Raw genomic sequence first — 13,294 nt, 5'->3', positions numbered from 1 at the left:
GAAAAAAATGGTTTTAGGAATCTCTATTAATCCTCAAATGGATGCTGGAGCAAAATCGTTTCATCGCGCTCTGGTCCGGTTGAGACCATCGCAATTGGCTTACCAGCAACCGCTTCAATCCGGCTTAAGAATGCTTGGGCTTCAGAAGGAAGATTCTTCCACTCCCGAATGCCGAAAGTGCTGCCCTTCCAACCCGTAAAGTCCTCATAAATCGGTTCGCAACGGGCAACAGACTCAGCACCACGAGGAAGCACATCGAGTTGCTTGCCATCTAAGTTGTAACCTACGCACAACCGAATGGTCTCTAAGCCGTCAAGAACGTCTAACTTGGTAATGCAAAGGCCAGTCAAACCGTTAATCTGAATTGAGCGCTTGAGTGCAGCAGCATCAAGCCAGCCGGTTCTGCGAGGGCGACCGGTCACCGAGCCAAATTCTTTACCAACCTCTGCCAGACGAATGCCGATCGGATCTTGTTTGGCAGGATTGTCATGGTCATACAGCTCACTCGGGAATGGGCCTGCACCGACGCGGGTGCAATAGGCTTTAGTAATACCAAGGATGTAATGCAAGGACTCTGGACCAACGCCTGAGCCTGCAGCAGCATTACCCGCTACGCAGTTGCTTGAGGTGACATAAGGATAGGTACCGTGATCGATATCGAGCAAAGTACCTTGCGCACCTTCGAATAACAGATTCTTGCCGGCTTGTTCAGCAGCATATAAAGCGCTGGAGACATCTACTACCATCGGTGCAATGCGCTTGGCATAAGTCATTGCCTCATCCAGGGTCTTCTGAAAGTCTACGGGCTCAGCGCTATAGTAGTTAGTCAACATGAAGTTATGGAACTCAAGGTTCTCACGCAGTTGCTCAGCAAATTTTTCTGGGTAGAACAAGTCTTGCACGCGCAGTGCACGACGCGCTACTTTATCTTCATAAGCAGGACCAATGCCGCGACCAGTTGTCCCAATTTTGGCTTCACCGCGTTTTTTCTCACGGGCTTGATCAATGGCAACGTGATACGGCAGAATTAAAGTAGCAGCTTCAGAGATCTTCAAACGAGATTGCACATCTAGACCAGCAGCCTCGAGCTCACCAATCTCTTTAAACAAAGCCTCTGGTGAAAGCACTACGCCATTGCCGATATAGCAAATGACGTCTTTATGCATAATCCCGGAAGGGATCAGACGAAGAATGGTTTTCTTATCGCCAATGATCAGGGTATGGCCAGCGTTATGCCCACCCTGAAAGCGCACCACTGCTTGAGCATGATCGGTCAACCAATCAACGACTTTGCCTTTGCCCTCATCACCCCACTGTGTGCCAATGACAACGACATTACGACCATGTGCTTCTTGCTTTACAGACATAACCATTCCAAATCGAGATTAATAAAATAGGGTTTACTTTTGATTCACTGTCCACTTGCCGCCTTGCTTCACTAACTCGCGGTCACAGACATATTCAGCAGACTGCATTGGCTCACTAGCATTCAACTGAATGACTACCTCACCTGCCTGACGTAAAGCATCGATGCTTTGTTTCAGTTGGGCATCGTTATCCCAAGGCGCCAGAATCGCATTCTTGGGCTTGTGATTGGGCGAAAGACTAGCAAGTGTTAATAGATCTAATGAGAAACCCGTTGCTGGACGTGCGCGACCAAAGGCTTTGCCGACCTGATCATAGCGCCCGCCTCTGGCGATGGGCTGAGGAAGTTTCTCGACATAGGCGGCGAACATTACACCACTGTGATATTGGTAACCGCGTAAATCCGCGAGATCAATACTGAGATCTAGCCCTTTCGATAAATCACTCGCAGAGTCAATTAAATGGGCTAACTCGGCAAGCGCATCTTTAACCTCTGGGGTTTGGGGCAAGGCATTCTTCGCTTTGTTGAGGACTTCTGTACAGGGTCCATTGAGCTCAGTTAAAGCAAGTAGCGCTTTAGCTGTCTGCTCTGGCAGCGATTTGGCCCAAACACTTAAGCGAGGACGATCTTTACTCTGGAGAAAGCCATACAGAGTTTCCATCTCAGCAATTGGGAGATTCTCTTTAGCGAGAATGCCATTCAGAATGCCGGCGTGTGAGAGGTCTAAATGAACCTTATCCAAGCCCGCCAAACTCAAGGTCTTGAGCAATAAGGTAATCGCCTCTAAGTCAGCCTGCCAGGTTGCGCAGCCATAGATCTCCGCACCGAGCTGCAACTCTTCTCTAGCAGTGCTCCCCACCGGGGTGCGCGCGTGCGCAACTGAGCCTGCATAGCAAAGCCGCGTTACGCCATCGCGATTGAGTAAGTGGGCGTCAATGCGTGCGACTTGTGGAGTGATGTCGGCACGCAGGCCAAGCGTTCGGCCAGATAACTGATCAACCAATTTGAAGGTCTGCAGATTGAGATCAGAGCCTGTGCCGGTCAATAAGGAATCTAGAAACTCTAAAATTGGTGGCGCAACCAATTCATAACCATAGGATTGGTATAGATCCAAAATATTTCGGCGCAAAGTCTCGACCTTGCGAGCCTCAGCTGGCAATACATCAGCAATATCTTCAGGAAGTAACCAACGATTCATAATGTGTATTCTGTTCTTTTACTATTTTGTATCGAGCGCTTAACGGGAATCACGATCTCGACTTCTGAGAAGATCACGCTTCACATCAGGACTTGCTGTTGTTGTGCTGTTTGGTGTCATTACTTTGGGTACATTCTCGTTTGGAGTAGCCTCAGTCACTGCTTGCTCAGCCGACTCAGCCTGGCTAGCACTTGCAGGCAAGGGATCTAGCTCCATGCTCTGAATCGGCCATGGCTGATGCCAATGAAATCCGACACTCGCTGGAGATGCATCCTTGCCGAAAGTTTTGATAACGCCAGTTCGTCCCTCTGGGACGACATAGAAACCACTACCAAGCCACAGCATGATCACAGCTAGCAGGATCACAACATAGCCTGCATAACGACTTAATGGGTTGGCATTGTCTTTAGCGCCAAAATAACTACTGAGGCGGTTATTAAAATCACGCCATAGCTCGTCTAAATCTGGAGGGCCATCTGGTTTTTCTGGTTGCCGATTGGGCGAACTGGGTGGCAGATTAGTTTTTAGAGCTTGTTCATTCCCCTGCTCATCTTTAGCTTCTTTTGATCCTTGGCTATCGCCCGAATCGTTTACTGCAAAGAGGTTAAGAAATTTACGCGTCATTCGGTGAATAAATAATGCTCGGAATAGGATTAAATTCAGCAGTTTCTGGTCGTTCTGGCAAAGGGGCTAAAAACTCGTCCGAAGCCATCTGCTGCTTGGCACGGTTCTGTTCTGCCCTCATTTTATCAGTCATTTCTGAGCACTCCGCCAGCGCAGACCTCAGCAAATCGAGGCCCAAGCCTGACTGGGCAGACAGGAAAATCTGTCTTGGGATACCCTGCCCATCTCTCACCAAAACAGGGCCTTTCGTGAAGGTTTGAGGCATTAAATCGATTTTGTTCATGATCTCAATGCGGGGGGTCTCATCAGCCCCAATTTCAGCTAAAACGGCCTCCACTTCGGCAATTTGCTCTTTCATCACTGGGCTGCAGGCATCTATGACATGCAGAATCAGATCTGCATGAATGGTCTCGTCCAAAGTGGCCCGAAAGGCCTCCACCAGTTGGTGCGGTAGTTCACGGATAAATCCAACAGTATCGGAGACCACAATCGATCCAACCCCATCGAGGTGAACTCGACGGGAGGTGGTATCCAAAGTCGCAAAAAGTTGGTCGGCAGCGTATGTCCCTGCCTTCGTGAGTGCGTTAAATAGAGTGGATTTACCCGCATTGGTATATCCCACTAAGGAGACTGAAAAGACCGCTTGGCGATTACGCGCGCGTCTTTGGGTTCTTTGCTGACGCTGGAGCTTTTCGAGCTCGTTCTCCAGTCGCTTGGCTTTGGTTGCCAGCATCCGGCGGTCCAACTCCATCTGGGTCTCACCAGGACCACCTCGCACACCAATACCACCACGCTGTCGCTCTAGGTGACTCCAAGCGCGCACAAGGCGTGACATGCGATAACGCACTTGCGCTAACTCAACTTGGGTCTTACCAATATGACTTTGCGCACGTTGACTAAAGATATCCAGAATGAGACCCGTGCGGTCCATTACATGGCGACCTAAGTGACGCTCAAGATTGCGTTGCTGAGTGGGTGATAAAGGATGATTGAAGATGGCCAGCTCGGCATCATGCTCTTCCATGACTCGCTTGAGCTCATTGACTTTACCCGAACCAATAAATAAAGCAGGATCGGTTTTGCCTTTACGAGCGATGACACTTGCGGTCGGAATGGAGCCCGCACTATCAGCCAGAAGACTGAGCTCGGCCATGCTGTCTGCAAAATCTTCGCGTCCGGTATCGACTCCAACCAGAACGGCGCGTGCCGCATCGACTCCGGTGTTATACAGAGCCACCTTCTTCTAAACGAAATTCCACGGCACGGGCAGGAACAATGGTTGAGATGGCATGCTTGTAAACCATCTGAGTCACAGTATTACGCAATAGGACAACATACTGATCAAATGATTCGATATTGCCCTGGAGTTTGATGCCGTTCACGAGATAAATCGAGACCGGTACATGCTCTTTACGCAAGGTATTTAAGAATGGGTCTTGTAATAACTGAATGGGTTTAGTGCTCATACTGCTCCTTACCGATTATTGATTTGCTTTTAGTTTGGGAGTCTTGCTTTTTTATTGACTGCTTTTTCCTGCTGTTTTCCTGCTAGCTTCCTACGGCGGGAGTATCTATCTTACGCCTATCTGGGCATTTTTCACATCACCGTTTTTTACCCTTTTTGCCTTTATCCTCATCAACGTAGGGGTTTTTGGCTGTATTCATCTGAATTCGGAGTGGAGTGCCCCGCAATTTGAAGACGTCCCTAAAGCGACCCTCGAGATAGCGCTTATAGCTATCGGTCACACCGCTCAATGAGCTGCCATGAATCACCACAATCGGAGGATTCATGCCCCCTTGGTGTGCATAACGCAACTTAGGACGGCCCATGCCTACCCGTTTGGGCTGTTGGTGTTCGACCGCTTCTTGCAAGATGCGGGTCAAACGCGGGGTTGGTAATTTGGCCATCGCTGCTGCATAAGCGGCATCGATATCTTTGAATAGCTCCTTGAGTCCAGTCCCTTTTTTGGCGGAAATTGGATGGACATTTGCGAAATCCAAAAAACGTAATTTTTGGGCAATTTCAAGTCGGGCACGTTCTTTGACATAGCTGTCAATCCCATCCCACTTGTTTACTGCCACCACTAAAGCTCTGCCCGCTTCCACAATAAAGCCGGCGATATGGGCATCTTGCTCAGAAATATCTTGTTGTGCATCGAGCATCAAAATCACGACGTTGCAATCCGCAATGGCTTGCAAAGTTTTCACCACAGAGAACTTTTCAATCGCTTCGAACACTTTGCCGCGACGACGCAGACCTGCGGTATCGACCAAGATGAAGGGCTTACCATTGCGCTCAAACGGCACTTCAATCGCATCACGCGTAGTGCCCGGCATATCAAACGCGATCACGCGCTCTTCACCAATCAGTTTATTGATGAGGGTTGACTTGCCAACGTTAGGACGACCTACAACCGCAATCTTCACTGGGCGATTAGCTGCATCACCCTCTGCTTCTGGCTCAGGCTCTGCAATGCCGAGAGAGTCCAGTGCATCATCAATCAAGCCCTTGACGCCGTCGCCATGTGCCGATGAAATTGGAAACGGCTCACCCAATCCAAGCTCATGAAAGTCGGCGGTAACGACACCAGCCTGCATTCCCTCTGTTTTGTTCACTGCCAGAATGATGGGGCGACCTGTCTTGCGCAAGAAATCAGCAATCACCCGATCTTGTGGCGCCATACCCAAGCGACCATCGACTAGGAAGATCACGATGTCCGATTCTGCAACGGCTTGTTTGGTCTGCTTGGCCATTTCGGCCACAATGCCGGTCTTAGCAACAGGCTCAAAACCACCAGTGTCGACGCAGATAAATGCGCGCTCACCAATTCGACCTTTGCCGTAGTGGCGGTCACGGGTTAAACCCGAAAAATCCGCAACGAGCGCATCGCGCGAGCGAGTGAGGCGATTAAAAAGAGTGGACTTTCCCACATTAGGGCGACCGACGATCGTGATGACTGGGTTCATTTAGGGCTATACGCTGCGATTTTTCCGCTCTGGGATTGCACCAGAATCAAACCACCCACTGCAATTGGCGCAGCGGTAATGGGGCTACTGTCATGACGAATACGCGAGACCACCTCGCCATTGCTTTGGTCAAAAGCGTGTAAGTAGCCTTGTGCATCACCCATTAATAACACCCTACCAATTGCTAGTGGTTCACCCACATCGCGGTTTTGTAGTTTGGTGTTTTCCCAAATTTGACTGCCATCCTTAGATGCAAATGCAGTCACGATCGATTTTTCATTGGCAGAGAAAACCATATCAGGGCTTTGGGCGGTACCAGTAAAGCTCGAGAAATCTTTAAACCACAGTAAATTTCCGCCGCGTGCTTGGCCACAGCCAATGCGGCCTTGATAAGAGACTGCACAGAGCACATCACCTTCCATGCTGGGCTTCGCAGTCACATCATTTAGGCGCTCGATCTCTGAGAATCCCTTCGGAAAGGAAATCGGGGTTTCCCAAATCAGACCGCCGTTCGCCAAAGCAATCATGCCAAAACGTCCACCTGCAAAGCCAGTCACGATCACTTGGTCGCTAATCACCAACATGCCATAGCCAACGCGCAATGACAATGAAGATTGTTGACGTTGATAAATCCATCTCTGTTTACCAGTCTTTGCATCCAAACCGATGAAGCGATTATCCAAAGCCCGAATAACAACGACACCTGCTGCAACCACTGGCTCAGTGAGGACTTCGCTGCCGATATTGACATCCCAGATCCGCTTACCAGTCTCATCAAATGCGTAAACCGTGCCTTTACCGCTAACCACCACAGTCGTGTTGCCATCCGAACCAGGGCCGATGGAGAGTTTTTCAGGAACATCGGCAGACCAGACCTTCTTACCGGTCATCACATCCAGTTTGGTCAGATCCCCATTGTGCGATGCTGCATAAACACCATCACCCGCTACTGCTAAATGAAAGTTAAACGGGTCTGAAGAGCTGACCTTAGCGGTCCACACTGGAGTGAGCTCAAATTGATTCTTGACTTCAGTTAATTCGGCCGGCTTACGAACCCGATTATTTCCCGAACAGGCTACTAGACTGACAGCCAATGCCAGCATCAATGCACTGGCAAGGCACTTCGTAGTGGATCTCATTAAGGCACTCACTGAGTTACTCCTCCAACAGCATCTAATTTGACCTTGAGGAGGCGACGCCCCTCTTCCGGAAACTCTTTCGTTTGATCCAACTGTTTCCACGCGGCTTCATAGGATTGTTTTGCATCGGTCATTTTCTGCTGAGCTAAATACCAATCACCGCGACGCTCCAACCAAAGCGCTTCAAACCCTTTGACAGGCTTATCTTTCAAGAGGCTATCTGCTTCTGCAAAATCTTTTTCAGTACCGCGCTCAATCAACTGGGTAACGAGACGCAATTTACCGAGCGCTTCATAAGCATCACTCGAAGCATGGTCTGCCGTCCAGCGCAAATAGTCGATGGCTTTATCCGTATTGCCGTTATCTGCAGATACCTTGGCCGCAACCAAACTGGCCATCGAGGCATAGGTCGTTCTAGAATATTGCTTCTCGAGATCATCAGCTGCACGCAGGATCTGCTCCTTATCACCCTTGCCAATCGAAGTCACGAGGGTGTTGTAGAGCATTGAAGCCTCTGCAGCTTGATTATTGCGCCACCATTCATAAGCGGTATAGCCTGCGTAGATCACTAAGACGGCAGTCAATACGCTCGTAATGATATTGCGGTATTTGGCCCAGAATGCTTTGAGCTGGTCAACTTGTTCTTGTTCTTCTAGGTCTAAAGGCATAACAATCCGGACTATTTATTTCATTAATAAAGAGAAAGATACTCTGTACAAGAGCTATTCTATTCTGTGGAGCCTACTAAGGCATCAATCACGGCCTCAACGGCCTGCTCAAGCCCTACGGCTTGTTGCTCACCACTACCGCGTAAATCCTTCAACTGGGCTTCATTTTTCTCGAGCTCATCAGGACCAATAATCAGGGCATAGGCTGCTCCGCTGGTATCTGCCTTCTTCATCTGCGATTTAAAGCTGGCCGATTCACCATCTGGGGGGCAGAATAAAATCGTATCAATGCCTGCATTGCGCAGACGCTCGGCAATCACCAACGCTGCTTTCAGGGTTTCTCCACCTTGATGCAATAGATAGACATCACATTGAGGGGTGGATTCTGGTAATGAGCCTGAGACCTTCATTAATTCCAAGACCCGTTCCATACCCATTGCCCAACCACAAGCGGGAGCCGCTTTACCACCCATGCGCTCGATGAGGGGATCATAACGCCCACCACCAGCGATCGTGCCCTGCGCACCCAACTCATCGGTCACCCACTCAAATACGGTCAGGTTGTAATAATCCAAGCCGCGCACTAAGCGAGGATTAATTTTGCAAGGGATGTTGTTTGCTTTAAGCAAGTCTTGTACTGATGAAAAATGTTTTAAGGATTGCTCACCTAAGAAATCCAATAATCTAGGAGCGCCCTCAACCAAACTCTGCATCTCTGGATTCTTCGAATCCAAAATGCGTAAGGGATTAGTCGATAGACGACGCTGTGAATCTTCATCTAATGTGTCTTTGTGCTGCTCAAAATACGTGACCAGTGCAGCCCGATGTTGCGCTCTCTCGTCAGCCTGACCAAGTGAGTTGATTTCCAAGCGGACGCCTTTGAGACCCAACTCATCCCAGAGGCGTTGACCCATGAGAATGATTTCGGCGTCGATATCGGGTCCGGCAAAACCCAGCGCTTCAATCCCGAATTGATGGAACTGACGATAGCGGCCTCGTTGTGGGCGCTCATGACGGAACATGGGGCCGGTATACCAAAGCCGTTTAGGGCCTTCGTAAATGAGATTGTTCTCAATCACGGCGCGCACAATTGCGGCAGTACCTTCGGGACGCAATGTCAATTGCTCACCATTGAGGCGATCCTCAAAGGAATACATTTCTTTTTCAACAATATCGGTTGCCGCGCCTACGCCTCGTTGAAAGACGGCCGTCATTTCTACAATAGGAGTGCGTAGGTATTCATAACCGTAGGCACGGGTCAGATCTTGCAAGACATGGTCAAGATGTTGCCAAGCCTGAGCATCTGCAGGCAATAAATCATTCATACCGCGTACGGCATTGATCTTAGTCAGCTTGTTGGTCTTTTGTTCTGTCATGTTCTGTGGATGTTCTATTTAGTAGCGTAGTTTTGCGCCACATATTCTTCTACGATCACTTGGAAGTCCTGAGCGATATTGTCGCCCCTGAGCGTCTTCACTTTAACGCCATCCACAAATACAGGGGCTGCAGGGGTTTCGCCAGTACCCGGCAATGAGATACCGATATTGGCGTGCTTACTCTCGCCAGGACCATTCACGATGCAACCCATTACCGCTACGTTCATATTCTCAACGCCAGGGTGGGTCTTTTTCCACACCGGCATTTGTTGACGCAAGTAGGACTGAATATCGGCAGCCAGCTCTTGGAAAGTGGTACTGGTAGTGCGGCCACAACCGGGGCAAGCAATCACCATGGGTGTGAAATTGCGCAATCCCATGGTTTGCAAGATCTCTTGAGCTACGATGACTTCATTCTCACGCGGCGCGCCTGGGTCCGGAGTTAAGGAAACACGAATCGTATCGCCAATGCCCTCTTGCAAGAGAATGGCCATGGCCGCAGTAGAAGACACAATCCCCTTGCTACCCATGCCAGCCTCAGTTAAACCGAGATGCAAAGGATAGTCAGAACGGCGTGAGAGATCACGATAGACGGCAACGAGGTCTTGCACATTACTGACTTTGCAAGACAGCATAATTTGATTGGGGTTCATGCCAAGCTCAACTGCTTTTTCAGCCGATTGCAATGCGGACTGAATCAATGCTTCAATCATCACCTCTTGCGCCGACTTCGGATTGGCTAGTGCGGCATTGCTATCCATAATGCTGGCCAAGAGTTCTTGATCTAAGCTGCCCCAGTTCACACCAATCCGAATCGGCTTGTCATATTGGCAAGCCGCTTCAATCATTTGGGCAAATTGCGGATCGCGCTTAGCGCCCTTACCAACGTTACCGGGATTAATGCGGTACTTCGATAAGGCTTTGGCGCACTCCGGAAAATCTTTTAATAGGGTGTGACCGTTGTAATGAAAGTCGCCAATTAATGGGACCAAGACATCCATCTTGTCTAACTGCTCCCGAATATAGGGTACTGCTGCTGCTGCTTCAGGAGTATTGACAGTAATCCGTACCATCTCAGAGCCAGCGCGCGCCAATTCCTTCACTTGGATGGCCGTACCTACTGCATCTGCAGTATCCGTATTGGTCATTGACTGCACGCGCACGGGAGCATCGCCACCGACGGTGATGAGGTTGGTTTTCCAAGCTACTGTTGCTTGGCGGGTCGCCCTCTTGGGGCTAGGTCCAAGCGGTAATGGGGGTAGGCAATGCATATTGGGATCAGTCATGATTACTCAGAATCCAAACGATCAAGCCATTCAATTTTGTGCTCCTTGGACGGAACAATTTCACTATCGTGCACACCGCGTTCACGCACTCTGGTGCGGTCGACTACATCACCAGCCAATTGACCGCAAGCCGCAGCAATATCATCACCACGGGTCTTACGCACAGTAGCGACCATCCCAGCCTCTAGCAAGATATTGGCAAAGGCATGAATACGTTGATTAGTGGAACGCTTTAGTCCAGATTCCGGAAAAGGATTAAATGGAATGAGGTTCACTTTGCACTTAATATTTTTCAGCAAGCGTACGAGTTCTTTTGCCTGAATATCCGAATCGTTAATACCATCGAGCATGCAGTACTCAAAGGTCAAGAAGTCTCTGGGAGCAAAAGGCAGATAACGCTCACAGGCATCAAGCAGCTCTTTGAGCGGATACTTTTGGTTCAAGGGTACGAGCTGATCACGCAAGGCATCGTTGGGTGCGTGCAAGGAAACTGCCAAGGCTACTGGGCAATCTTGCGCCAGTCGATCAATCATCGGTACTACGCCAGAAGTTGATACGGTGACACGGCGACGAGATAAACCATAAGCACGATCATCGAGCATCAGGTGCAAGGCACTCACGACGTTGTCGTAATTGAGTAAAGGCTCGCCCATACCCATCATGACGACATTCGAGATCACCCTACCCGTATGCTCATAGCCTGGGGTTGGGTAGAGTTCAATGCGACGAATCGCTTCAGGGTCATTACGCAGTAAGTGCTCTGCAAACCAGAGTTGGCCAATGATCTCGCCTGAAGTAAGGTTACGAGAGAAGCCTTGATGACCAGTGGAGCAAAAACGGCAATTGACTGCACAACCTGCTTGTGAAGAGATGCAAAGCGTTCCGCGGTCATCTTCCGGAATGAAAACAGATTCCACGGCATTCCCAGCGCCCACATCCAGCAACCACTTACGGGTGCCGTCATGCGCGTGCTCGTCTTTAATAACGGGTAATGAAAGGACTTCGGCCTTGTCTAGGAGTGTCGCTCTGAAGCTTTTAGCCAGATCACTCATCTCATTGATGTCGGATATACCGCGCTGGTGTATCCACTGCATCAGTTGTTTCGCCCGAAAGGGCTTTTCATTCAACCCCGCGACATACGCCGCCATTTGGTCGGCGTCAAAATCCAAGAGATTTACGCGCGGGGAGGTCAATGCAAAAACTTTATATCAATAATGCAATCGGATTAACGATTGAACACTTGCATACCAGGGAAGAAAAATGCTACTTCCACAGCAGCTGTTTCAGGAGCGTCTGATCCGTGTACGGCATTGGCATCAATACTGTCTGCAAAGTCAGCACGAATAGTCCCTTTGTCTGCTTTCTTAGGATCGGTAGCACCCATCAAGTCACGGTTCTTCGCAATCGCGCCTTCACCTTGCAACACTTGAATCATCACAGGACCTGAAATCATGAAGCTCACGAGATCTTTGAAGAAAGGACGCTCTTTGTGAACTGAGTAAAACTGCTCAGCTTCAGACTGTGAAAGATGCGCCATTTTGGAAGCGATGATTTTCAAACCCGCTTGCTCAAAACGGTCATAGATCTTACCGATCACGTTTTTTGCTACTGCATCCGGTTTGATAATAGAAAGGGTGCGCTCAATTGCCATGCAAAACTCCATTTGTAATTTTATAAATTGGGGTTGAAGCGAGATTCCGCTAGGGACGCTTCAACGACCCCCAAATTATACATCCCAAAGGGGTATTTACCCTTAGTCTAGTAGGGCTAAGCCATTGAATTTACTGGGTATCAGGGCCTATTCCTCACTGGCTAGTGGGGTACTCCTACTCTAGGGCTTGAAATTCATCTCCTTTGTCTATACTTAATGTCAATAGTTCTTGATGAACTTGTGTGTTTATTACAAAGAAGGAGTCAATATGAGTGATCTGAACTCTTACGGCTTTGGGCAATCCAGCTCGATTAGCACCCCCGCAGTTCGCAACCGCGTCCTGCGCAATACCTATGCCCTCTTGGCGCTGTCCATGATCCCAACAGTGATTGGCGCATGGCTCGGTATTACCCTCAACCTCAGTCTCTTTGCTGGTAGTCCATTTATGGGCTTCATCATCTTTATGGCGATTGCCTTTGGTTTCTTCTGGGCGATTGAGAAAAATAAAGACACTGGCTTAGGCGTTCTATTGCTCTTGGGCTTTACCTTCTTCATGGGTGTCATGCTGTCCCGCTTAGTGGGCTTTACGCTCAACAGCTATAGCAATGGCGCTGCACTGATCATGTTGGCCTTTGGCGGCACTGCTGCTATTTTTGCCACGATGGCAACGATTGCTACTGTCAGCAAGAGTGATTTTGCTGGTATGGGTAAATGGTTGATGGTTGGCGTACTGCTCTTGATTGTGGCCTCCCTAGCAAATATCTGGTTGCAATTGCCTGCTCTGATGTTGACCGTCATGGTTCTGGCTATTGCCATCTTCTCTGCTTTCATCTTGGTGGATGTCCAGCGGGTGATTAATGGTGGTGAGACCAATTACATCATGGCGACTTTAGCGATCTACCTAGACGTCTACAACGTCTTTACTAACTTGCTTGCTTTGCTTGGTATCTTTGGTGGTGATCGAAAGTAATCTTTGAGATTGCTCTTGATTGAGTGATTTAACAGAAAGGCACCTTGCG

Annotated in this window: 13 protein-coding genes; 1 reads left to right on the top strand and 12 read right to left on the bottom strand. The window is 49.1% G+C overall.

Features of this window, described 5'->3' with window-relative positions; all coding sequences use genetic code 11:
- Window positions 1-26: 26 nt before the first annotated feature.
- From AOC06_RS03610 to ndk, 12 genes are all read right to left on the bottom strand, one after another.
- Window positions 27-1,367 (bottom strand): adenylosuccinate synthase, encoded by a 1,341-nt coding sequence (locus tag AOC06_RS03610; protein ID WP_215381286.1) that lies wholly within the window; start codon window positions 1,365-1,367, stop codon window positions 27-29.
- 33 nt (window positions 1,368-1,400) lie between these two features.
- Entirely contained in the window at window positions 1,401-2,564 is a 1,164-nt protein-coding gene (locus tag AOC06_RS03605) for an ATP phosphoribosyltransferase regulatory subunit (protein WP_215381284.1), read from the bottom strand.
- A gap of 39 nt (window positions 2,565-2,603) precedes the next feature.
- Entirely contained in the window at window positions 2,604-3,188 is a 585-nt protein-coding gene (locus tag AOC06_RS03600; RefSeq protein WP_215381282.1) for a protease modulator HflK, read from the bottom strand.
- Window positions 3,178-4,341, bottom strand: coding sequence for a GTPase HflX (hflX, locus tag AOC06_RS03595; RefSeq protein WP_439650693.1), 1,164 nt, complete (start codon window positions 4,339-4,341; stop codon window positions 3,178-3,180). Before hflX ends, AOC06_RS03600 begins: the two co-directional genes overlap by 11 nt.
- 70 nt (window positions 4,342-4,411) lie before the next feature.
- Window positions 4,412-4,654, bottom strand: a complete 243-nt coding sequence (gene hfq / locus AOC06_RS03590) for an RNA chaperone Hfq (RefSeq protein ID WP_112203785.1) — start codon at window positions 4,652-4,654, stop codon at window positions 4,412-4,414.
- Between the two features lie 136 nt (window positions 4,655-4,790).
- Window positions 4,791-6,155: a ribosome biogenesis GTPase Der gene (gene der, locus AOC06_RS03585; protein ID WP_215381280.1), complete on the bottom strand. Its 1,365-nt coding sequence runs from the start codon at window positions 6,153-6,155 to the stop codon at window positions 4,791-4,793.
- On the bottom strand, window positions 6,152-7,306 hold the full coding sequence (gene bamB / locus AOC06_RS03580) for an outer membrane protein assembly factor BamB (RefSeq protein ID WP_255880043.1): 1,155 nt from the start codon (window positions 7,304-7,306) through the stop codon (window positions 6,152-6,154). Before bamB ends, der begins: the two co-directional genes overlap by 4 nt.
- Window positions 7,303-7,962 (bottom strand): YfgM family protein, encoded by a 660-nt coding sequence (locus AOC06_RS03575; protein WP_215381277.1) that lies wholly within the window; start codon window positions 7,960-7,962, stop codon window positions 7,303-7,305. The genes bamB and AOC06_RS03575 overlap by 4 nt, the downstream gene beginning before the upstream one ends.
- Before the next feature lie 59 nt (window positions 7,963-8,021).
- Window positions 8,022-9,338, bottom strand: coding sequence for a histidine--tRNA ligase (gene hisS, locus AOC06_RS03570; RefSeq protein WP_215381274.1), 1,317 nt, complete (start codon window positions 9,336-9,338; stop codon window positions 8,022-8,024).
- Window positions 9,339-9,352: 14 nt separating this feature from the next.
- Window positions 9,353-10,624: a flavodoxin-dependent (E)-4-hydroxy-3-methylbut-2-enyl-diphosphate synthase gene (gene ispG / locus AOC06_RS03565; protein WP_215381273.1), complete on the bottom strand. Its 1,272-nt coding sequence runs from the start codon at window positions 10,622-10,624 to the stop codon at window positions 9,353-9,355.
- A gap of 2 nt (window positions 10,625-10,626) precedes the next feature.
- Window positions 10,627-11,772, bottom strand: a complete 1,146-nt coding sequence (gene rlmN, locus AOC06_RS03560; protein WP_500797039.1) for a dual-specificity RNA methyltransferase RlmN — start codon at window positions 11,770-11,772, stop codon at window positions 10,627-10,629.
- Window positions 11,773-11,849: 77 nt separating this feature from the next.
- Window positions 11,850-12,275 carry a nucleoside-diphosphate kinase gene (gene ndk / locus AOC06_RS03555; protein ID WP_215381269.1) on the bottom strand — a complete coding sequence of 142 codons (426 nt, stop codon included), beginning with the start codon at window positions 12,273-12,275 and terminating at the stop codon, window positions 11,850-11,852.
- Between the two features lie 268 nt (window positions 12,276-12,543).
- On the opposite strand from ndk, the gene AOC06_RS03550 reads away from it, so the two are divergent.
- The gene (locus AOC06_RS03550; protein WP_215381267.1) at window positions 12,544-13,245 is read left to right on the top strand and encodes a Bax inhibitor-1 family protein; all 702 of its coding nucleotides are present in this window, start codon (window positions 12,544-12,546) and stop codon (window positions 13,243-13,245) included.
- The last annotated feature ends 49 nt before the right edge of the window (window positions 13,246-13,294 follow it).

Origin of the sequence: Polynucleobacter paludilacus (assembly GCF_018687595.1) — a bacterium.
Taxonomy (GTDB): domain Bacteria; phylum Pseudomonadota; class Gammaproteobacteria; order Burkholderiales; family Burkholderiaceae; genus Polynucleobacter; species Polynucleobacter paludilacus.
Note: the sequence above shows the minus strand (reverse complement) of the source record. Positions and strands in the feature narration are given on the sequence as shown.

What these genes read in the sequence shown, in the direction of transcription:
- AOC06_RS03610 (WP_215381286.1), bottom strand. Translation starts at nt 1,367, where the DNA reads ATGTCTGTAAAGCAAGAAGCACATGGTCGTAATGTCGTTGTCATTGGC.
- AOC06_RS03605 (WP_215381284.1), bottom strand. Translation starts at nt 2,564, where the DNA reads ATGAATCGTTGGTTACTTCCTGAAGATATTGCTGATGTATTGCCAGCT.
- AOC06_RS03600 (WP_215381282.1), bottom strand. Translation starts at nt 3,188, where the DNA reads ATGACGCGTAAATTTCTTAACCTCTTTGCAGTAAACGATTCGGGCGAT.
- hflX (WP_439650693.1), bottom strand. Translation starts at nt 4,341, where the DNA reads ATGGCCGAGCTCAGTCTTCTGGCTGATAGTGCGGGCTCCATTCCGACC.
- hfq (WP_112203785.1), bottom strand. Translation starts at nt 4,654, where the DNA reads ATGAGCACTAAACCCATTCAGTTATTACAAGACCCATTCTTAAATACC.
- der (WP_215381280.1), bottom strand. Translation starts at nt 6,155, where the DNA reads ATGAACCCAGTCATCACGATCGTCGGTCGCCCTAATGTGGGAAAGTCC.
- AOC06_RS03575 (WP_215381277.1), bottom strand. Translation starts at nt 7,962, where the DNA reads ATGCCTTTAGACCTAGAAGAACAAGAACAAGTTGACCAGCTCAAAGCA.
- hisS (WP_215381274.1), bottom strand. Translation starts at nt 9,338, where the DNA reads ATGACAGAACAAAAGACCAACAAGCTGACTAAGATCAATGCCGTACGC.
- ispG (WP_215381273.1), bottom strand. Translation starts at nt 10,624, where the DNA reads ATGACTGATCCCAATATGCATTGCCTACCCCCATTACCGCTTGGACCT.
- rlmN (WP_500797039.1), bottom strand. Translation starts at nt 11,772, where the DNA reads ATGGCGGCGTATGTCGCGGGGTTGAATGAAAAGCCCTTTCGGGCGAAA.
- ndk (WP_215381269.1), bottom strand. Translation starts at nt 12,275, where the DNA reads ATGGCAATTGAGCGCACCCTTTCTATTATCAAACCGGATGCAGTAGCA.
- AOC06_RS03550 (WP_215381267.1), top strand. Translation starts at nt 12,544, where the DNA reads ATGAGTGATCTGAACTCTTACGGCTTTGGGCAATCCAGCTCGATTAGC.